The organism is Leptothermofonsia sp. ETS-13 (assembly GCF_049200465.1).
Lineage (GTDB): Bacteria > Cyanobacteriota > Cyanobacteriia > Leptolyngbyales > Leptolyngbyaceae > Leptothermofonsia.
This window is the reverse complement of sequence record NZ_CP120836.1, coordinates 2112526-2132682: the sequence shown is the minus strand read 5'-3', so window position 1 is coordinate 2132682 and position 20157 is coordinate 2112526. Positions and strand designations below refer to the sequence as shown.

19 protein-coding genes and 1 pseudogene are annotated in these 20157 nt (G+C 48.4%); 15 read left to right on the top strand and 5 right to left on the bottom strand.

Going from position 1 to position 20157, the window contains the following annotated elements:
• Nucleotides 1-19 precede the first annotated feature (19 nt).
• Nucleotides 20-727 (bottom strand): MBL fold metallo-hydrolase, encoded by a 708-nt coding sequence (locus tag P4D80_RS09475; protein ID WP_421658894.1) that lies wholly within the window; start codon nucleotides 725-727, stop codon nucleotides 20-22.
• A 342-nt stretch (nucleotides 728-1069) separates the two neighbouring features.
• Here P4D80_RS09475 and P4D80_RS09470 point away from each other — a divergent pair, with 342 nt between their 5' ends.
• On the top strand, nucleotides 1070-2398 hold the full coding sequence (locus P4D80_RS09470; RefSeq protein WP_421658893.1) for an FAD/NAD(P)-binding oxidoreductase: 1329 nt from the start codon (nucleotides 1070-1072) through the stop codon (nucleotides 2396-2398).
• A gap of 55 nt (nucleotides 2399-2453) precedes the next feature.
• Entirely contained in the window at nucleotides 2454-2636 is a 183-nt protein-coding gene (locus P4D80_RS09465) for a hypothetical protein (RefSeq protein ID WP_421658892.1), read from the top strand.
• Here the strand turns inward: P4D80_RS09465 and P4D80_RS09460 are convergent.
• Complete coding sequence (locus tag P4D80_RS09460) at nucleotides 2633-3067, bottom strand: ArsR/SmtB family transcription factor (protein WP_421658891.1); 435 nt, start codon at nucleotides 3065-3067, stop codon at nucleotides 2633-2635. The two genes, P4D80_RS09465 and P4D80_RS09460, sit on opposite strands and share 4 nt — an antisense overlap.
• A gap of 91 nt (nucleotides 3068-3158) precedes the next feature.
• Between P4D80_RS09460 and P4D80_RS09455 the strand changes: the two genes are divergently transcribed.
• The 4 genes and pseudogenes from P4D80_RS09455 (at nucleotide 3159) to P4D80_RS09440 (ending at nucleotide 5014) form a co-directional block, all read left to right on the top strand.
• Nucleotides 3159-3578, top strand: coding sequence for a YeeE/YedE family protein (locus P4D80_RS09455; RefSeq protein ID WP_421658890.1), 420 nt, complete (start codon nucleotides 3159-3161; stop codon nucleotides 3576-3578).
• A 39-nt stretch (nucleotides 3579-3617) separates the two neighbouring features.
• Nucleotides 3618-4052, top strand: a complete 435-nt coding sequence (locus P4D80_RS09450) for a DUF6691 family protein (protein ID WP_421658888.1) — start codon at nucleotides 3618-3620, stop codon at nucleotides 4050-4052.
• Between the two features lie 68 nt (nucleotides 4053-4120).
• Nucleotides 4121-4855, top strand: a pseudogene (locus P4D80_RS09445) (ribonuclease H-like domain-containing protein).
• 18 nt (nucleotides 4856-4873) lie between these two features.
• Nucleotides 4874-5014, top strand: a complete 141-nt coding sequence (locus tag P4D80_RS09440) for a hypothetical protein (RefSeq protein WP_421658887.1) — start codon at nucleotides 4874-4876, stop codon at nucleotides 5012-5014.
• Between the two features lie 634 nt (nucleotides 5015-5648).
• Here the strand turns inward: P4D80_RS09440 and P4D80_RS09435 are convergent.
• Both P4D80_RS09435 and P4D80_RS09430 read right to left on the bottom strand, forming a co-directional pair.
• Nucleotides 5649-6503, bottom strand: coding sequence for an RNA polymerase sigma factor (locus P4D80_RS09435; RefSeq protein ID WP_421658886.1), 855 nt, complete (start codon nucleotides 6501-6503; stop codon nucleotides 5649-5651).
• Nucleotides 6504-6743: 240 nt separating this feature from the next.
• Entirely contained in the window at nucleotides 6744-6902 is a 159-nt protein-coding gene (locus tag P4D80_RS09430; protein ID WP_421658885.1) for a hypothetical protein, read from the bottom strand.
• A gap of 193 nt (nucleotides 6903-7095) precedes the next feature.
• Between P4D80_RS09430 and P4D80_RS09425 the strand changes: the two genes are divergently transcribed.
• From P4D80_RS09425 to P4D80_RS09385, 9 genes are all read left to right on the top strand, one after another.
• Nucleotides 7096-7452 carry a YciI family protein gene (locus tag P4D80_RS09425; RefSeq protein WP_421658884.1) on the top strand — a complete coding sequence of 119 codons (357 nt, stop codon included), beginning with the start codon at nucleotides 7096-7098 and terminating at the stop codon, nucleotides 7450-7452.
• A gap of 455 nt (nucleotides 7453-7907) precedes the next feature.
• Nucleotides 7908-8318: a VOC family protein gene (locus P4D80_RS09420; protein ID WP_421658882.1), complete on the top strand. Its 411-nt coding sequence runs from the start codon at nucleotides 7908-7910 to the stop codon at nucleotides 8316-8318.
• Between the two features lie 122 nt (nucleotides 8319-8440).
• The gene (locus P4D80_RS09415; RefSeq protein WP_421658880.1) at nucleotides 8441-8674 is read left to right on the top strand and encodes a DUF899 family protein; all 234 of its coding nucleotides are present in this window, start codon (nucleotides 8441-8443) and stop codon (nucleotides 8672-8674) included.
• Nucleotides 8675-8744: 70 nt separating this feature from the next.
• Entirely contained in the window at nucleotides 8745-9146 is a 402-nt protein-coding gene (locus tag P4D80_RS09410) for a GFA family protein (protein WP_421658878.1), read from the top strand.
• An 85-nt stretch (nucleotides 9147-9231) separates the two neighbouring features.
• Nucleotides 9232-9714 carry a DUF1579 domain-containing protein gene (locus P4D80_RS09405; protein ID WP_421658876.1) on the top strand — a complete coding sequence of 161 codons (483 nt, stop codon included), beginning with the start codon at nucleotides 9232-9234 and terminating at the stop codon, nucleotides 9712-9714.
• A gap of 274 nt (nucleotides 9715-9988) precedes the next feature.
• Nucleotides 9989-11464, top strand: coding sequence for a leucyl aminopeptidase (locus P4D80_RS09400; RefSeq protein ID WP_421658874.1), 1476 nt, complete (start codon nucleotides 9989-9991; stop codon nucleotides 11462-11464).
• A gap of 1356 nt (nucleotides 11465-12820) precedes the next feature.
• A complete protein-coding gene (rffA, locus tag P4D80_RS09395) occupies nucleotides 12821-14023 on the top strand; it encodes a dTDP-4-amino-4,6-dideoxygalactose transaminase (RefSeq protein WP_421658872.1) in 1203 nt (400 codons plus the stop codon).
• Between the two features lie 106 nt (nucleotides 14024-14129).
• Nucleotides 14130-15476, top strand: a complete 1347-nt coding sequence (locus P4D80_RS09390) for a glycosyltransferase family 4 protein (RefSeq protein WP_421658870.1) — start codon at nucleotides 14130-14132, stop codon at nucleotides 15474-15476.
• Between the two features lie 400 nt (nucleotides 15477-15876).
• On the top strand, nucleotides 15877-16941 hold the full coding sequence (locus tag P4D80_RS09385) for a hypothetical protein (protein ID WP_421658868.1): 1065 nt from the start codon (nucleotides 15877-15879) through the stop codon (nucleotides 16939-16941).
• Here P4D80_RS09385 and ileS read toward each other — a convergent pair.
• Nucleotides 16938-19835: an isoleucine--tRNA ligase gene (gene ileS, locus P4D80_RS09380; protein ID WP_421658866.1), complete on the bottom strand. Its 2898-nt coding sequence runs from the start codon at nucleotides 19833-19835 to the stop codon at nucleotides 16938-16940. The two genes, P4D80_RS09385 and ileS, sit on opposite strands and share 4 nt — an antisense overlap.
• Between the last annotated feature and the right edge of the window lie 322 nt (nucleotides 19836-20157).

Below are 20157 nucleotides of genomic sequence, written 5' to 3'. Positions count from 1 at the left end.
GCTCTCCTGTTCTGCTAAACTAAACCACGTAGTTAGTCACAAGAGCATTGCCACACTGCTCATTAGCAGGAACCGCTTCCATAATCTTTTTCGGATCAGGAAGGTGTAGCCCATTCATAAACTCGATGAACTGATCGCGAGTTCGCCCTTTGAAGCGAGGATTCCACTGTTTCTCTTCAGCGATCGTGGAGACACTGTGACCGCGATAGTCATGGGCAGGGTATACCAGCGTGCCATCTGGCAGCGTAAACAGGTTCTCTGTTACAGAGTCGTACAGCGTACCCGCATCACCGCTCTGAAAATCAGTTCGTCCGCAGCCGCGAACAAACAGTGCATCGCCCGTTAAAACTCGATCGCCGTTTACTAGGTACGCCATATGGCTATCGGTATGTCCCGGAGTGGAGATCGCTTGAATTTCAATGTCGCCGACGTTTAAGACTTCTCCATGCTGGATATGGCGATCAGCACAGGCAACCTGAGCTTTCTCCGGCACAATAGTTTCACAGCCCGTCAACTCCCGAAGTTTTCCAGCACCTGTGATATGGTCAGCATGGACGTGGGTTTCCAAGCAGTATTTCAAAGTCAATTCCAACTCATTAATCAGCTTATAATCACGCTCAACCTGCTCAATCACTGAGTCCACCAAAGCGGCTTCCTTGTTTGTGGGGTCGGCAATCAAATAGGTATAAGTCCAGGTGTCTTGATCAAACAATTGTCGAAATAGCATCGTTCTTTACCTCGTGAGACAGTGTTGTACGGGAAAGGTTGTGTTTTAGGTGTCGCCTGCTACAAACAGAATGGCGACAACAACCAAGATTGAGAAAAACGCGAGATAGCCAGTCACCATGAACGAGATTGCCCTATAGCGTTAACTTGGGTAGCTCATATCTATCAGATTACCATATGGTAATATGGTTTATAAATTATGTTACGTCAAGCTGCTCGGCTGGATTTAAAGTTTTCTTTAGAAAGCACAACCATATTACTACATGGTGGTATGGTACACATAGTTAATATCTCATGTTATCGACTCAGTTTCCATCCCTTTCACTTCATTTGAGGAACTACCGTGTCACCGACTGCACAGCAAACTCAATTGACGCAACCTGCTGAACAGATTAGTCAAAATCTCTCAGATCCTGAGGCGATCGCCCCTCCGGTGAAGCACCACCAAATCGTGATTGTGGGGGGCGGGGCAGCCGGAATTACAGTTGCAGCCCAACTGCTGAAGCGCAACCACGCCCTAGATATTGCCATTATCGAACCGTCTGACAAACACTACTACCAACCGGGCTGGACGCTGGTGGGCGGCGGCGTTGCCCCTATTAACAAATTTATTCGGGATGAAAAGGATGTGATTCCCAAAGGGGCAACCTGGATTCAAGCGCGTGTGGCGAAACTTGATCCTGACCGAAACATGGTTATTACCGAAGCAGGACAAGCCATTGAGTATGATTACCTGGTACTCTGTCCCGGCATTCAAATTGATTGGCATCTGATCAAAGGCTTAAAAGAAGCGCTGGGTCGAGGCGGAGTCACCAGTAACTACTCCAAAGACTATGCCCCCTACACCTGGGAAACCATCCAAGCCTTCAAAGGTGGCAATGCCCTCTTCACCTATCCTGCTACACCCATTAAATGTGGCGGTGCGCCCCAAAAAGTGATGTACATGGCCGACGATATCTTTAAGCGCAAGAGCGGCGTAGGAGTCAACACGACTGTGATGTTTTGCACCGCTGGGGCATCAATGTTTGCCGTACCGGAATATTCTGCCTCTCTAGATAAGGTGGTCGCAAGACGCGGTATTATCACCAAATTCAAGCACAATCTCAAGGAAATCAAGGCAGACACGCAAGAAGCAATCTTCGATGTCACCACGGATAGTGGCGTTGAGGAAGTCAGCATTCGCTACGACATGATCCATGTGGCTCCCCCCATGAGTGCCCCTGATTTTATCAAGCAAAGTCCGTTGGCTGGGGCTGGCGGCTGGGTAGATGTTGATAAAGCAACGCTGCAACACACCCGCTATGCCAATGTATTTTCTTTGGGGGATGCTTCTTCTCTACCCACCTCTAAAACGGCAGCAGCGATTCGCAAAGAAGCACCGATCGTCGTCCAGAACTTGCTGTCTTTGATGCAAGCACGGCCGATCGCCGCAGAATACGATGGCTACACCTGCTGCCCCCTCATCACCGGTTATAACTCGACGATTATGGCCGAGTTTGTCTATGGGGGAAAACTGGCTCCCTCGTTCCCGCTCGATCCCACCAAAGAACGCTACTCGATGTATTTGGCAAAAGTCCATGTTTTGCCTTGGTTGTACTGGAACCGGATGCTGAAGGGTGAAGGATTTGAAGCGGATATTCTTAAACCCATCAACAAATTGCTCCGCCGCTAAACGCGATCGCACCGTGGGTGGTAACTGCCTATCTCCTCAATGCTCGGATAGCCGCTTGAGTTTTAAAGTTGGCGATCGCGTCTACTACACTGGTTCGGATGCCAAGATTCTGTCCGACTACGGCAACCAAGCGCTAGAAATTATTGCCTTGGATGCAAAAACAAGACAAGTTGTCTGTCAAACGGTTTGTCTTGCTCAAGTTGTCGGAATTGCATTTGAAGAGCTCAGCAAATGTTAGCGGTTCTGTCTTAATTGCGACAATTGCTGTAGCTGTTGGCTTTGCTGTTCAACTTGCATTGTCAACACATCACAAACCAAATCGCACAGTTGAAACAAAAATGGATTGACAATGCGATAGTAAACGCAAACCCCGCGCTGTTCCCGGGCAACTACCCCAGCTTGAGTCAGTATCTTCAGATGCTTGGAAACATTTGCCTGTCCCAATCCTGTTTCTTCGATAATTTCCGTCACATTCTTAGCACCCATTTTTAGGGTACACACAATCTGAAGCCGACTCACTTCTGATAAAACTTTGAAGAACTCTGCCATCAGGCCTAATGCTTCAGGAGTGAGTTTGGAAATGCCGCACTCATTCCCTGCTTTTGGCACACTTATTTTTGGCGCTTTCTCCGAAACCGCAACAGGCTGCTTCACTGACTTTGTAGGCATGGGAGGCATTCTGCAAACTTGGTAAATCCATTATTTATCATTATATTACCACACGGTAGTAAAATCTGCACTATTGAAGGAGGGAGCAAGGATGGCACCGTTTAATGGACTGACGGCATTATTAGGTGGCGGGTTGATTGGTCTCAGCGCGACGGTTTTGCTATTGCTGAGTGGTCGAATTGCTGGCATTAGCGGCATGGTGAATGGGGCAATCACCTTCACCAAAGCGGAAACTTGGCGTTGGAGTTTTATCGTTGGGTTGTTGTTGGGCGCTGCGCTGTATGAGTATGGCTTTGCTGTGCAACCCACACCTCGTTCAACGTTCGCACCGATCTCAATGCTTGCGGGTGGACTGTTGGTCGGCTGGGGAACCCGCATGGGAAACGGCTGCACGAGCGGTCATGGAGTATGCGGTCTAGGGCGCTTGTCGGGGCGATCGCTGGTGGCCGTCCTCACGTTTTTAATGACTGGAATGCTCACAGTTTTTGTGATCAGACATGGATTTTCTTAGTGGATGTAATCGCAAAAATCAACGGATCACTCTAAACCCATGAAAAATCATCTTACGGCACTCATTTCGGGTATTCTGTTTGGCTTTGGGCTGGGACTATCGCAAATGATCGATCGCGATCGCGTTCTTGGATTTCTCGATGTAGCAGGTGTGTGGGATCCAACGTTACTGTTTGTTTTGGGAGGCGCAGTTGGCGTTACGGTAGTTGCATTTCGCTTTGTACTCAAGCGACAGCATCCATTGTTTGCCGATAAATTTTATATTCCCACTAAACGAGAGCTTGACTTCCCCCTGGTCGTGGGTGCAGCAATCTTTGGTATCGGCTGGGGGATCGCGGGCTATTGTCCAGGGCCAGCGATCGCAGCACTGGTTTTAGGAATTTGGAATCCAGTGTTATTTTTGGTTGGTATGATTGGAGGTTCTCTCGCCCAAAAATGGATAGCGAATCAAAATCAAGCGAAACCGAAAACGTAATTGAGATGCGGTGAGGTAGGTCGGTGGTGCTAGCGCCCCTCTAAAGGGCACTTTCACCACCAACACCTATGGCTATTTCACCAGATCAATCAGGCAGTGACGCTTATGTTGATATTTCGTGGAATCTAATTTCTGATAGTCCAACGTTGCAAGATCAACTTCTTCGTCTTCAGAACGCATCTGTTTTGGGGATTGATTACGAAACAACGGGGCTTGATCCTCATACTAACCAAATCCGCCTCATTCAACTTGCAGCTTCCAAGGAATCCGTTATTATACTTGATTTGTTCAAAATTTCAAAAATTGATTCGTTTTTCATTCAACAAATTCTTTCTAGTTCAGTTCTCAAGATTTTCCACAACGGTAAGTTCGATTAGCAATTTCTGACTCAAGCAGGGCTTCAACCCAAAGAACCATTCTTTGATACCCGAATTGCTTACCGGGTGCTGACAGCGGGGCTAAAAACAGGACTTTCGTTACAGACACTTGCTCATAAATTGCTAAATATTGAGTTGGGCAAAGCGCAGCAGGTCAGTAACTGGAATAGACCACTACTAAAAAAACAGTTACAGTACGCAGCCTTGGATGCCTCGATTTTACTGGATCTGTACCCAATCCCATACAAGAAACTGGCGCGATCGCACCTCCTCAAAATTACCCAACTGGAATTTCACTGTATGCCTGCGGTGGCTCAGATGGAGCTGATGAATGGGATGTTGCTGGCTCTTTCCCGCTGGCAAACATTGGGGGCAAAACTGGAAAGCGATCGGGATGCGGTACTTTATCAGGTTAGGGAACTTTAGGTTGCTGGAAATGCTCAAATGTCCTTGCTGCCAGAGATGATAGATGCAATCAACCCCAACTCTCCGCAACAGGTGCTTGCAGCATTGAAAGCGGCTGGAGTCCCGGTGAATTCAACTAGCCAGAAGGAACTGTGCTCCTGGCGAAGCGGTATGCTGTGATTCGAGCCTTACTGGATTATCGCCACCTCTCAAAAATTACTGCCACCTTTGCCGATAGCCTACCCAAGCACGTCCATCCTGTATAGCTCTATGCGGGTGCATTAGGACATTGGGATTAGAGAGGGAGTGGGGGCTTCGCCCCCAGCCAGGGGTTCCACCCCTGCACCCCGTCCTAACCACAATGACTACCGCTATAACACGTTGCATCAGCGCACTCGCAGTTAGCGCGACGGAGTTTGTCGTTCTCAAAGAAACGGGAAAATCACATTGGTGCGATTTGGAACTTCATCCATCCCTACAATCAGAAGATTCAGGAGAAATTGCAACGAGAGCAAAGGGCTGACTTTTCTCTATCCTTTACCTAATGGCACTACCATATCTTTAAAAGGTTTACATCTTTGGTTGCAAATCAGATAGAACCCGGTTTGAAATTTTAGCACTGCTTCTCAGTAACACCTGCCTCACCCCCCTTAAACCCAATATCTTAAGCAACCTGGCAGCTATAGCACCAGGACTCTTTAAAGCTTACGGGAAAGAATACCTTAGGACAAGCGTACTGGTTACATGTCATTGCTCAAGCAGCAGCAGAACATTCCAAATCCCAGTACAGATGCTATATTACCTCCAGTGAATGTCAGGATTGAACTTCGCGTAGTCGACGCTCCAGAAAGCGCCGCTCACTGTTGTTTGTCACCAGTTCCAGCGCCCGTTTATAGCTCTGGGTCGCTTTCTGGAATGCCCCAACACGCTGCAAAAGATCGGCACGGGTCGCATGGAACAGATGATAGCTGTCAAGAGCAGTAGCCAGTCCATCAATAAGTTCAAGTGCTGCTTGAAGACTGTCTGCCATTGCGATCGCCACTGCCCGATTGAGCGACACGATCGGTGAAGGTTGTAAACGTTCCAGCACATCATAAAGCCGCAGGATCTGTGCCCAGTCAGTTTCCTCGGCGCGCGCTGCCTGACAGTGGAGGGCTGCGATCGCCGCCTGCAATGCAAAGGAACCCGTTCCGCTACGCAACGCCTCTTCCACCAGTGGCAATGCCTCGGCGATTTGTTGATGATTCCAACGACTCCGATCCTGATCTTCCAGCAGAATCAGATCGCCAGCTTCATCTAGACGGGCACTCCGCCGTGAGTCGTGCAGCAACATCAATGCCACCAATGCCGTGACTTCCGAGGGCGGTTGGGGTGCCATCAATTGCCGTAGCAATTGCCCCAGACGAATCGCTTCAGTGCAGAGGTCAGCCCTCACCATTGTTTCGCCTTTGGTTGCCGCATACCCTTCATTAAAAATGAGATAAATCACCGTTAACACTGCCTCTATTCGGAGAGGGAGTTCGGTTGTGTCGGGTACCCTGTAGGGAATTCCGGCATCTCGAATCTTGCGCTTGGCTCGCACCAGCCGTTGTGCCATAGTTGCGGTGGGCACAAGAAAAGCGCGGGCAATTTCATCGGTTTCCAGTCCGCCCAACATTCGCGACGTCAAAGCGACCTGAGTCTCGATCGCCAGTGCTGGGTGGCAGCAGGTAAAGATCAGGCGCAGGCGATCGTCTGGAATTTCATCACTGTCGTAGGTTGGCTCCTCGCTCGATGGAATTAACCCGGATGTGGCGTACCACTCCAGTTTTTCGGTGAGTCGTGTCCGCCGTCGGAAGCGATCAATGGCCTTGTATTTGGCAGTTCGGATAATCCAGGCGCGAGGCAGATCTGGAATACCACTGGTTTGCTACTGATTCACAGCCGCCGCAAACGCTTCTTGCACAGCTTCTTCAGCAATGTCGAAATCTCCCACTAGTTGAATCAGAATGGCGACAATCCGCCCCCATTCAGCCCGGTACGTGGTAGCAATCGCCTGAGCAACATCTGATTTTGTGATTGGAGCCATAGATGGACATAAAAAGACATAAAAAAATTTTTGGCGAGGTGTCGATTTGAGCAGTGGCCGTTCGACTTAATGACAAAAGGAGCCCAAGGAGGTAAATCTCGATCGTACCGAATGAAAAAAATTTTGGCGGGATGTCGATTTGAGTCAGCGTCCTTCGACTCACTTGCAAAGGCAAAGACATGGAGGCCACCGAATGAAATACATGCTGTTGATTTACATGGAAGAAAACGCTCTGAGCGAAACGGAGCGGGAGCATTGTTATGTGGAATCTGCACAACTTGCTCAGGAACTCAGCGCAAAAGGAAAATATCTGGCAACGGCTCCCCTTCACTCCGTTACAACGGCAACCAGTGTTCGGGTGCGCGACGGCAAATCGCTGGTAACGGATGGCCCCTTTGCTGAAACCCGCGAACAATTGGGTGGTTTTTTCCTGATTGATGCTCAGGATCTCGATGAAGCGATCGCGATCGCCGCTCAAATTCCGGGTGCGCAAGTTGGCACTGTCGAAGTTCGACCTGTGATTGAAGTTACAGGCTTGCCAGAGATTTAGTCTCTGCTCGTTTCAGTTTGCCTGATTTTGTCAATTGTCCCAATCCAATTGCCCAAAACCTTTACTCCACGGCGTTGCTGAAAAGTGGGATGAATTGAAACGAAGTTTCAAGTATCCAGCACCTTTTTCATCCCCAGATTCAGCAGTGCCTTACTCCACAAACTAATACGGAGATACAGCGATGCGATTTATGTTACTGATGATTCCCAAAGGCTACGAGAGTGCAGCTCCAGGAACGATGCCAGATGCCAAAGCGGTTGAAGCTATGATGAAATACAACGAATCTTTTGGCAGATCTTACACGAACACATCTCGGTGCCGTTTAATCCAGAAACCTCTCAAGCGGTCCTCACGCTGAGTCCTTAAAAGCATTGTACAGGCGGGTTGAGTAGACCAGTTGCATACCCTAAAGCAATCAACATAAACCCGCCCCCGACCAACCAAAGGAGTACACCATGAAAATCAACCCTTATCTCATGTTCAACGGTAATTGTGAGGTGGCGTTCAAGTTCTACGAACAGTGCCTCGGTGGCAAGATCACCATGATGATGACTCACAAAGAGGCACCTTCGGTAGAGCATGTGCCTGCTGAATGGCATGACAAAATCATGCATGCCTGTCTTGAGCTGGGCGATCGCCTCCTGATGGGATCTGACAGCCCACCGGGATATTTTGAAGCTCCTCAAGGCTTCTACGTGCAGATTAGCGTTCCTGAACCAGCCGAGGCAGAACGGATTTTTCACGCTCTGGCAGAAAACGGCAAGGTAAAAATGCCGATCTCTCAAACCTTCTGGTCTGTCCGCTTTGGCATGTTGATCGATCAATTCGGTACACCGTGGATGGTCAATTGTGAGCAAGTGGCTTGAGTCTTTTAATCGCTTTCAACTCTAGCCCCAACTTTGCACTGCTAGTCAAGATTTAGACGGCCACATTTGAGAACTGCTATACATGGAAACCAGCACGGTTAACTAATCAAAGGAGATCCACAATGATTCAGAACGAAATTGCACATCCAAAAATTGCTGAAAAAGACGAGTGGCTCACTGCCCGTAAAACACTCCTTGAACACGAAGAAGAGTTGACAAAACATCGCGATCGCATCAATGCCGAGCAACGCAGACTAGCAATGGTTAAACTTAAGAAGGAATACACCTTTGAGGATCGAATGGTCCTGTCAAACTCATCGATCTGTTTGCAGAACGGACTCAACTCATCTGGATAGGAAAACTATCTGACATCACGCTATTTGATATTTCACAGAACTCAAACTTAATATCGTTGAGAATTCACCCATGAAGAAGACTTACAATGGAAGTTGTCACTGTAGTGTAGTCCGCTATGAAGCAGATATTGATCTGAGTCAAGGCACTTTTAAGTGCAATTGCTCGATCTGCACTAAGACAAGAACCTGGCTCACCACCATTAACCCAGATGCATTTCGGCTACTTTCGGGCGAGGCTGACCTGACGGAGTACAGGTTTAACACACAAACCATTCACCATCTGTTCTGTAAACATTGTGGGGTGCGATCGTTTGGGTGGGGGGAGACATCGGAAGGTGAGAAGTTCTATGCCATTCACGTTACCTGCCTCGATGATGTCGATATTGATGAACTGGTCAGTGCACCAATCACTTATGTAGATGGGCGTCACGATAACTTTCAGTCTTCGCCAAGCGAGACCCGGCACCTGTAAGCCGACTCTACTGCGATCGCATTCCGCAATCCATCACAAAAGAGATAAAACAATGGAAACAACGCAAACACAACAAGACTCAACGATGCATTCTGAACCGCAAAAAGAACATCAGTGGCTACAAAAACTCGTCGGTGAGTGGACGTATGAAACTGAGGTAATCATGGGATCCGACCAACCTGTCGAAAAATCAACGGGAACTGAGACTGTGCGCTCACTCGGTGGACTCTGGATCTTGGCAGAGGGACAGGGTGAGATGCCTGGTTGCGGCACAGTAACAACAATGATGACCCTCGGCTATGACCCACAGAAGCAGCGATATGTGGGTACCTGGATTGGATCAATGATGACTTATCTCTGGTTGTACGATGGCGAACTGGATGCAGGCGAAACAGTACTGACCCTCAACTCCGACGGACCTGCAATGACAGGCGATGAGAAGCTGGCAAAATACAGGGATGTGATCGAATTCAAGAGCGACAATCACCGAATCATCACCTCCCATGTGTTGAAGAATGACGGACAATGGCATCACTTTATAACCACCCATTACCGGCGACAGCAATAGCGCATTTGTCTCTCTTTTGCTTCTGAGTAGCCACACGAACTGCGTACAGCGCCACGAATAAAAAAGGGAGTCAAGGAAATCAGGGGTTCTATTTTCAAGTCCGGTAGCCGTAATTAATTGAAATAAGGGGGAGTGGGGCTGCACCCGCAGGCAAGGGGTTTCACCCACTCCGCTTTCTCCAAGTTGAGATAATAGATGAGCTTGCTATCGCTTTTGTACTCCAGGGCTCAGTTTAAGCAATACTGGAAATTAAGTAGAAAATGAGGAAACCCCAATGGAGTTGCGAGTCACGAACACCCCAATTTTGCAATGGTCAGGGGATGGTTTGGCAATTGGTCTATTTGAAGATGCCGTAGAACTGACAGGCGACCTGGCAGCTTTAGACGAGAAGTTGTTCGGTACGCTGGCAGAACTGATCGCTGAGGCAGAATTCAAAGGGAAAGAGGGCAACACTGCCTCATCCCGGGTTGGCAGTGGGAGCCCGATTCGCAAAATCATTCTGGTTGGGTTAGGTAAGCAAGAGAGTTTGAAACTGGATGGGATTCGCAGAGCCGCCGGAGCATTAGCAAAAGCAGCTAAAAAGGAAAGATGCAAAACTCTGGGCGTTTCCCTCCCTTTGTGGAATGGCGAACCCGCTACGACTGCTCAGGCGATCGCCGAAGGGATTGAATTAGCGCTCTATCAGGACAATCGCTTCAAATCAGAGCCCGAGGACAAAGGACCTCAAATCGAGCAAGTCAGCCTGTTAGGCTTTGGAGGGCAGGACGCTGCGATCGCGCGGGCTCGCCAGGTATGCTCAGGCGTCATCCTGGCACGGGAACTGGTTGCAGCCCCAGCTAATATCGTCACCCCCATTACCCTGGCAGAAACCGCAGAAACCATTGCCCGTGAATTTGGTCTTGGGTTAGAAGTTCTGGAACGGGAAGACTGCGAGAAATTGGGAATGGGAGCGTTCCTGGGGGTTGCCCAAGCCTCAGACCTACCACCCAAATTTATCCATTTGACCTACAAGCCCGATGGCATCCCCCGACGAAAACTTGCCATCATCGGCAAAGGGCTGACCTTTGACTCAGGGGGGCTCAATATCAAAGGGGCAGGCAGTGGCATTGAAATGATGAAGACTGATATGGGGGGAGCCGGAGCAGCATTAGGTGCTGCAAAGGCAATCGCCCAACTCAAGCCTGATGTCGAAGTTCACTTCATTACCGCCGCCACCGAAAACATGATCAGTGGTCACGCCATGCATCCTGGTGATATCCTCACAGCATCCAACGGCAAAACTATCGAAATCAACAATACCGATGCCGAAGGCCGCCTCACCCTGGCAGATGCCCTCGTTTTTGCTGAAAAGCTGGGTGTCGATGCTATTGTTGACCTTGCCACCCTGACAGGGGCCTGCGTTATTGCTTTAGGCGATGACATTGCTGGGCTTTGGAGTACGGACGATGCGATCGCCAACCAACTCCTTCAGGCAGCAGAACTGGCAGGGGAAAAACTGTGGCGCATGCCAATGGAAGAGAAATATTTTGAGGGTATGAAGTCCCTTGTCGCCGATATGAAAAATACGGGACCCCGTTCTGGAGGCTCAATCACAGCAGCCTTATTTCTAAAACAGTTTGTCAAAGAAACAGCCTGGGCACATCTCGACATCGCTGGTCCAGTTTGGGCGGACAAGGAAAACGGGTACAACAATGCTGGAGCTACAGGTTACGGCGTCCGTACCCTAGTTCACTGGGTGCTAAACTCCTGATTTTTTCTGTATAAACCGTATCATTTTTTCTTCATCAAGCAACCCGTACGTATTAATTTTCAGTGAAAACACCTGATTGATCGCGCGGTTTGGAATCGGCACAAATGATAATTGTGATACAAAATAAACCTTCGGCGCCCGCTTCGCGTGCATGAACGCTACTGTTTCTTAAACTGCGACGAGTAGTCTCTCAGGATAGATTTGAGCTACCCTTCAAATCTACAAAATCCATTTCCAGGGTGTTTTGAAGGGTTTTTAACCCCTCAAAACAGTCTTGACAGACCACTAGAAAGATTGAGTTTGCCAATAGGGACTTCAGGAGGATCGAACATTTTCACAATATGCTATATCAGGTTATGTTTGCTTAGTGGCGACTTCAACCGCCAATTCGACATCTCCAGGTTGTTCAAAACTCTTTTTAAAGTGCTTTGAGATCAGCTTAAAGTAGCGCCACTTTAATTAACGCTACTGGGCCACTCCTGTTAAGATTTATGCGGCTTTGGGAATACCTTTCCCATGGTCATAAAGTTTTGCTTAGTTGTTACCCCTGGTTCCCAACTAAGCAATTTGAATAAATCGACACAGGTATTTTTTTAATTTGGTTTTATGCAATAAACTCTTTACCAAGGTTGGAAAGTAAGACGTAAAAATAAAGCACAAAATGTTACTAATTTCCTTCTTAAAATTTCCAAGAAGTCAAAATCAAGGACCTGCTATAACCTTGTATAAGGTTCACCAGTTTAGACATAAAGCAGTGCAGAAGTTATGATAGCTATCTACAACTTTTTTCTAGTAGTCCTATTTGCTTTGTGAGATTTACTTTGTGAGAGAGAGTCTCCGCAAAACTCCTTTCCGCAAAGCTCTTCATCTCGCCACTGATTTAGGTTTCTATATAAGCTGTAGATAACTCTTTAAGAAGATAACTCTTTAAGAAGATAACTCTTTAAGAAATTAGCCAAATCAAAATAAAATGATAAAGATTTTACAGTGCTATTTTTAATCGAGTTTCAATAAACTAATATACAGTTTTAGAGTGGCAGAAAATTCTCAATAAGAATTGTTTTGGTAAAGGATGAGTTATTCAAAAGTTATCTGGACAAGAAGAAGATATTAAGGGTTAGTAAGTATTAAGGTATTAAGATGGATTTTTTTAATTCTTAGAAAATTTGTCTGTTTGACAGCCCGGAAATGCGGCTATTTCTGCTATGAAATTAAGTGAGCTTCCAAAACTGCCTATGTGAATATTGGCTCCCTAATACCAACAATGCTTAAGCCTGAGAACCGCCAAGATCTTTAGATTTCTTTGAAGCCTTTGTTGCTAGATCTAACTTGACCTTTAGCTGAGATTACGTAAGCATGCTGCCAAAAGACCTTGAAGTCACACATAACGGAACTACTAAAAACGTAACTACTAAAAAGGTGCCGACCAACATTCCTTTTGCCAAACCCTACACTACGGGTAAAGAGCTTAATTACATCTATCAGGCTATCGCTGGTGGGCATACTGCCGGAGATGGCGGCTTTACCAAACAGTGTCAGGCCTGGTTGAAGGATTACCTTGGCAGTCAGAAGGTGTTGCTTACCCATTCCTGCACGGCGGCACTGGAAATGGCAGCGATCTTGGCTGATATTCAGCCTGGCGATGAAGTGATTATGCCGTCGTTTACCTTTGTCTCCACGGCAAACTCGGTCGTTTTGCGAGGGGGAATTCCTGTCTTTGTTGATATTCGCCCCGATACGCTCAATCTGGATGAAACAAAGGTGGAAGCTGCAATTACTTCCAGGACGAAGGCGATCATACCTGTGCATTATGCGGGGGTAGGCTGTGAGATGGACTCGATTCGAGCGATCGCAGAGTCCCACGGATTATTAGTGATTGAGGATGCGGCTCAGGCTTTTGTCGCCAGTTACAAAGGTCAGCCTCTGGGCAGCATGGGACAGATGGCAGCGTTCAGTTTCCACGCTACAAAAAACGTTGTCTCTGGCGAAGGAGGCGCTCTGGTCATTAATGACCCCGCACTTGTAGAACGTGCAGAAATTGTTTGGGAGAAGGGGACGAACCGGAGTCAGTTTTTCCGGGGTGAGGTGGATAAGTACACCTGGGTTGATATTGGCTCGTCTTACCTGCCCAGTGATCTGATTGCGGCTTTCCTTCTGGCACAGTTAGAGAACTCCCAAACCATCACCTTGAGCCGTTTGGAGATCTGGGAGCATTACCACAAAGCCTTTGCCGAACTGGAGTCGCGTCTCAACATCCGGCGCCCATACGTGCCTACAGATTGTCAGCACAATGCCCACATCTACTACTTGATTGTGGATGGCATTGAGACTCGTACTGAAATTCTGTCCTACTTGAAGCAAAACGGAGTCCAGGCAACGTTTCACTACGTCCCGCTACATAATGCTCCAGCAGGGCTTAAATATGGGCGGGTGTATGGCGACATGAGTGTAACTGAAGCCATTTGCGATCGCATCGTACGATTACCTGTCAGCGCCTCCTTGACCCAAGACGATGCTGACCTCGTCATTTCCTTGGTCTTCCAGGCGTTAGCCTCTTGAAATATTTTATTGATTCATTTGTCGATTCACTATCCCAGTTGCCGGTTATCTGCACCTTTGCTTCCAAACGACCTCAACTTAAATCATTACCAACGGAGTAGAGTCTATGACTGGCGTGTTAATAGATAACGCGACCGCTTCAGAAAGGAAACCAGAAAAACGTTCAATGCGGGTTCTCATTGTCACTGAGAATGTTTCGCTACGAATGAGTGGAGAAACCAGCGTTCCGCTCTACTACTTCAATCTTTTCCAGGCTCGTGGTGTTGACGTTTGGATGATTTGCCATGCCCGTACGCGAGATGAACTGTGTGAAACGCTTCCCTCTGAGGTGTTTCAAAAAATCAGCTTTGTAGAAGACAGTTTACTTCAAGTCCTGGTTTACAAATTCAGCCATTTGTTTCCCTACCGAATCGAAGATCTGATTTTTGGGCGGATTTTACACAGCATCACCCAATTCCAGGCTAGAAAAACTGTCAAACAACTGGTTAAGGATCAGAACATCGATCTGGTGTTTGAGCCTTCGCCCATTTCCCCAAGAGGGCTCAGTTTTATGTACGACATTGGTGTACCCACTGTCATCGGGCCTATGTGTGGAGGGATGGATCTCCCACCAGCCTTTAAGTACATGGAATCTCCGTTTACTCAAATTTCAATCAATATTGGCAAGTACCTGTCCCAATTTGCCAATATGCTGGTTCCCGGTAAATTGCGAGCAAATGCACTGATTGTGTGCAACGAACGCACTGAAAAACTTCTGCCCAAAGGGCATCGGGCAAAGGTTTACCATCTCAGGGAAAGTGGAGTGGATCTGACTCGCTGGGAACCTAAGCAGTATCATACGCCTCAACCCGACCAGCCAGTTCGTTTCATCTTCTGTGGACGTTTGATTGACTGGAAAGGGGCTCAATTTCTGATTGAAGCCTTTAAGACAGTGGCAGAACAAACCAACTCCGTCCTGGACATCATTGGTGATGGCAAGTTGCACGGCGTGCTGGAAGCCCGCGTCAATGAATTAGGGATTCAGACACGGGTGAAGTTTCACGGGCGACTTGCTTTAGAGGATTGTATGGAAATGATCCGGAGCAGTGATGTCTACGTTATGCCTTCGGTACGGGAGTGTGGTGGTCTCGCCTTGCTTGAAACGATGGCAATCGGTTTGCCAATTGTTGCAACTAAATGGGGCGGTCCTGCCGAATACTTAAACTCTACCTGCGGCATTCTGGTGGAACCTGGCTCTAGGGAGAAACTAATTGAAGGTCTGGCAGCAGCCATGATCCGTCTGGCAGAGTCACCAGAATTACGCCGCCAGTTAGGTGAGGAAGCCAGACGACGGGTACGGACGAACTATTTTGATTGGGATTCAAAGGTTGATCGCATGCTTGAAATCTTTGAAGAGACTCTCGCTGAACAGCAAGCCGAGGCGGCGCAACTTCGCTTAAAGTCTGTGGTTTAGAGTTCAAGATTACGGATTGGAATAAAACCGGAAATTTAGTTCTCCGAAAAGGCGAACACCATTCGTTTGCAAAGGAAAGTCGAGTTATCTATAGCTCTACGCGGGTGCATCGGGACATTGGGAATTAGAGAGAGGCTGGGGGCGAAGCCCCCAGCCAGGGGTTCCACCCCCTGCACCCCGTCCTAACTATTCATGATGACTATAACAGTCCTAAATCAGTTGTGAGATAGAGAATCTTTGTGAGAAGGAGTTCCGCATAGGATCGCTACACCACTATAATTTCTCGTTCCTGAAGCTAATGTGATCCTGAAAAGGATTGGTTTCTGGGAGGAGGGTGCATCTCTTAACGATTTTAGCTTGCCCACAGAATAGAAATTAAAAGTTTACCTATTTGCCCATCATGTCCTTAAATCAAGTTTGGAAACTGCTTTATCCCCATTGGAAAAAGCCTGCTGTTGAATTGATTCCTGGATATACTATCATGATTTTGGTTCCGGGGGACTTACCGTTTTTCCTCAAAATAGCATTGGAAACCTGTGCAAAGCAGGATCCTCGAGATCTGGTTGAAACCCTAGTTGTTCCAGATAATCGCCTCCAGCCTGGCTTTATTGAACGGATGGAGGAGTGGACCCAAAATTACTCGGCTAGCCCAGTTCGGTTGGTGTCCCAAAATCCCCTAGAAAGGCTGGCGACTCGTCACTATAACAACTACCACAATAACTACTGGCTGCAGGTGGTGCGGGGGATTAATGCGGTGCGAACCACCCACGTTCTTTTCCATGATGTTGATCTGTTCATCGAAGAACCTGATTTTCTGCGCAAACACTATGAAGCCTGTGTTGCAGAAAATTTAGCCGTTCGAGGGGTCAGCAAGGCATGGGATCCCTGGTTTGCAGAACAGGGCATTCATCATGTGGTTGCAACCTGGGAGTCTATTTTTGACATCAATTGGTTTCGTAGCTTTCGACCCTGGCAGCATCGCGGACAGGATGAAATCATTGCTGGTAAACGTCATTCCTGTGATGCTACTTACTGGGCTCAATGCCAGACTCCCCCTGAGAGAATTGGCTGTGAATCTAGGGAAGTCGGGTTTATTCATTTTAACTATGTCACTGGCAGCTACCGGCGCTTCCAGACCACTAAGGGACCGTTTGAGGACATCTACTTCCGCCTGTTGCTGCTCAGATTGCTGATTGATGCGTATGACCCATCGGGATGGAAGTATGATATTCCCTCGATGGAGGTATTTGTCCGAGGGGTTAATGACAGTTCCAATCGGGTGACCTATCTGGAAGAATCAACCCGTCAACGATATTCTGATTTTCGATCTCTCCTGCAAGTTCTGCTGGACAGCCGTTCACTCAGCCCACAACAAGCATCGATTATTCGGGAGAATATACGTCCGTTTGATCAGATCTTTGGATTTAGTCAGGGCAGAAGCCTGACGGCAACTACCCAGAGCTAGAAGTCGCCTGATAGGGCAGGGATACAGCGATCGCAAAGAAGCGGGTGTGCAGCGGACTTGCCGACCGAAGTGGAATAGTTCCAACAGCGATCGCACTTTTCGCCATCCGCGTCCACTACCCCAATCCCTAGAGATTCGGACTGAAAACGGTACTTCAAATCCTTCAGGGCATCCTCCGATGCCAGCAGTTCAACCTGAGAGGTCAAAAAGAGATAGCGCAACTCGTCTACTCTGTTACCGCTGAGGTTGTCGGCTGGGTTGAGCGTTTGAAGCACCTGCCGCAGTTGGGTGTCCGCCACGTACAACAACACTTTTGCTTCCAGGGAAGAACCGATCGCCTTTTCTGCCCGTGCTTGCTCTAGGACTTTGTTAACTTCTGCCCGAATCTGACGCAGCGTTTGCCATTTCTCTGCCAAATCGGAAACTTGCCATTGATCATCCAACGTCACCCATCCCGCCTGAAAAACGGACTGATGGGGAGTTGGATAGGGCAGGTACTGCCAGATGTCCTCCGCCATGTGGGAGAGGACAGGGGCGATCGCCCGCGCCAGGTTTTCCAACGCCACTGCCAGCACCGTCTGACAACTGCGGCGACGGGGAGAATCGGCTGCACTGATATAGAGCCGATCCTTTGCAATATCCAGGTAGAAGTTGGACAGATCAACCACACAAAAATTCTGCACAGTCTGGAAGAAACGGAAGAATTGAAAGCTTTCAAAGGCTTCATTTACCTCATGAAATACTTCCGTCATGCGGTGCAGCATGTAGCGATCCAGTTCAGGTAACTGTTCGTAGGGAACAGCATTGTGAGCTGGCTCAAAATCGTGTAAATTGCCCAGGAGGAAGCGAGCCGTATTCCGAATCTTGCGATAGACATCGGCCAGTTGCTTCAGGATATTTTTGCCAATGGGCACATCTGAGGAGTAGTCTACTGAGGACACCCACAGGCGCAGAACATCGGCTCCATAGGCAGGCTCTTCCTTCTGGTTTTTGCCCCCATTGATCACCACCATTGGGTCAACCGTGTTCCCCAGGGACTTGCTCATTTTGCGCCCCTGTTCATCCAGGGTAAAGCCGTGGGTCAGAACAGCCTTGTAGGGAGCGCAACCATTTACAGCAACGCTAGTTAGCAAACTGGATTGGAACCAGCCCCGATGCTGGTCTGAGCCTTCCAGGTACATTTCCACCGGGTAATGCAGTTCTGGACGCTGTTCTGCAACAGCAGCCCAGGAAGAACCGGAATCGAACCAGACATCCATTGTGTCCATCCCTTTGCGGTAGGAATGCCCATCATTCCGGTATTTTTTCGGCAGAAGTTCCTCTGTGGGCAGTTCCCACCAGGCATCTGACCCCCGTTCTGCAATGATGGCTTGCACATAGTTGATGGTTTCTTCGTTAAGCAGCGGTTCGTTGGTAGCTTCGTCGTAGAAGACCGGGATTGGAACGCCCCAACTGCGCTGGCGGGAGATACACCAGTCGGAACGTTCAGCAACCATGGCGGTGATGCGGTTTTCACCCTGGGCCGGAATCCAGGTAACACTGGCGATCGCCTTCAACGCCTCCTCCCGGAACCCCTCAACTGAAGCAAACCACTGCTCTGTGGCACGGAAGATGGTGGGTTTCTTTGTTCGCCAATCGTAGGGATACTTGTGGACGTAAGGCTCTTCCTTCAGTAAAGAACCTGCTTTTTTGAGGGCATCAACGACTGCGCTGTTACCATCACCTAACACATTTAACCCGGCAAACGGTCCTGCTTCTTCTGTAAAGTTACCGTCATCATCCACGGGTGACAGGATGGGTAAGCCATACCGTTGCCCTACCAGATAGTCATCCTGACCATGACCGGGGGCTGTGTGAACCAGTCCCGTCCCCGATTCGGTAGTTACATAATCACCGCCGATGACAATTTCGCTCTGGCGATCGAACAGGGGATGGCGGTAGGTGGTGTGCTCCAGCATTTTACCCATGACCGTTGCCTGAACCATCAAGTTGGTGCCTAAAGTCTCCGAAAGGCTTTCAACCAGGTCTTTTGCCACAATCAGGTAGCGCATCGGCCCTAAACGGGTTTTCAGATTCAACCCTTCACCTACTTCAACGATCGCATAGACGAGATCGGGGTTCACGCTAACAGCCAGATTGGCAGGAATCGTCCAGGGAGTCGTTGTCCAGATCGCCACGCCCAGTTCACCCAGGTAAGCATCGAGGGAAGCCTGGAGAGCGGGGGGAAGGCTGGTCACTTCAAATGCAGCGTAGAGCGATCGCGACGTGTGACCCTCTGGATATTCCAACTCCGCTTCTGCCAAGGCTGTTCTGGAACTGGGACTCCAGTGAACAGGCTTCAGCCCGCGGTAGATGTAGCCTTTGAGAACCATCTGTCCAAAAACTCCAATCTGGGCAGCCTCGTATTCAGGCTTGAGAGTCAGGTAGGGATGGTCCCAGTCGCCCCAAACCCCATAGCGCTTAAAGCTTCGACGCTGCTCATCAACCGTTTTCAGAGCAAATTCCTTTGCTTTCTGCCGCAGCTTGATGGGGGTCAGTTCTTTTCGTTCCTCAGGCTTAAGAGTTTGTAGTACTTTCAGTTCAATCGGCAACCCATGGCAGTCCCAACCAGGCACGTAACGGACCTTGCGTCCTTTCAGTAGCTGGTACTTGTTGATGATATCTTTCAGGATTTTGTTGAGCGCATGCCCAATATGGAGAGAACCATTAGCATAGGGGGGGCCATCGTGCAGCACAAAGAGCTCACCTGGGTTCGTTTGTGACAGGTGCTGGTAAATTTGCTGCTCTTGCCAAAATGCCTGAAGTTCTGGCTCCCGTTTGACTGCATTTGCACGCATGTCAAAGTTAGTCTTGGGCAGGTTGACGGTGTCTTTATAAAGTCCTGAGTCTGTCACAGCTTCAATGGGGGAGAGTAGGTTGAATAAGAGTCGTGGATTTTACAATGTAACACCAAATTGAGTTTGTAGTATATGTAGTATATCTTTTTAAGGTGGAATTGTCTATTGGCTCTACACATCGCTTTCGATAACGACTAATAGTCCATTATCATTGACAAGCCATTAGCGCTTCAAGTCTCGTGGATGGACTCGTCCGTACTGTGTAACTTTGAGGAATTGATAAATTTCATGTCAGCCATTGTGAACTTTGCGTAGTGGTGAACACATACCCTTTAGGATTGTTTCAGAGATTTCAACCTCATCGGTGATTAAACCACTT

Coding starts and splice junctions, on each gene's coding strand:
- P4D80_RS09475 (WP_421658894.1), bottom strand. CDS start 727: ATGCTATTTCGACAATTGTTTGATCAAGACACCTGGACTTATACCTAT.
- P4D80_RS09460 (WP_421658891.1), bottom strand. CDS start 3,067: ATGCCTACAAAGTCAGTGAAGCAGCCTGTTGCGGTTTCGGAGAAAGCG.
- P4D80_RS09415 (WP_421658880.1), top strand. CDS start 8,441: ATGATTCAGAACGAAATTGCACATCCAAAAATTGCTGAAAAAGACGAG.
- P4D80_RS09430 (WP_421658885.1), bottom strand. CDS start 6,902: ATGGCTCCAATCACAAAATCAGATGTTGCTCAGGCGATTGCTACCACG.
- P4D80_RS09420 (WP_421658882.1), top strand. CDS start 7,908: ATGAAAATCAACCCTTATCTCATGTTCAACGGTAATTGTGAGGTGGCG.
- P4D80_RS09440 (WP_421658887.1), top strand. CDS start 4,874: ATGTCCTTGCTGCCAGAGATGATAGATGCAATCAACCCCAACTCTCCG.
- P4D80_RS09455 (WP_421658890.1), top strand. CDS start 3,159: ATGGCACCGTTTAATGGACTGACGGCATTATTAGGTGGCGGGTTGATT.
- P4D80_RS09400 (WP_421658874.1), top strand. CDS start 9,989: ATGGAGTTGCGAGTCACGAACACCCCAATTTTGCAATGGTCAGGGGAT.
- P4D80_RS09405 (WP_421658876.1), top strand. CDS start 9,232: ATGCATTCTGAACCGCAAAAAGAACATCAGTGGCTACAAAAACTCGTC.
- P4D80_RS09410 (WP_421658878.1), top strand. CDS start 8,745: ATGAAGAAGACTTACAATGGAAGTTGTCACTGTAGTGTAGTCCGCTAT.
- P4D80_RS09450 (WP_421658888.1), top strand. CDS start 3,618: ATGAAAAATCATCTTACGGCACTCATTTCGGGTATTCTGTTTGGCTTT.
- P4D80_RS09390 (WP_421658870.1), top strand. CDS start 14,130: ATGACTGGCGTGTTAATAGATAACGCGACCGCTTCAGAAAGGAAACCA.
- P4D80_RS09385 (WP_421658868.1), top strand. CDS start 15,877: ATGTCCTTAAATCAAGTTTGGAAACTGCTTTATCCCCATTGGAAAAAG.
- rffA (WP_421658872.1), top strand. CDS start 12,821: ATGCTGCCAAAAGACCTTGAAGTCACACATAACGGAACTACTAAAAAC.
- P4D80_RS09425 (WP_421658884.1), top strand. CDS start 7,096: ATGAAATACATGCTGTTGATTTACATGGAAGAAAACGCTCTGAGCGAA.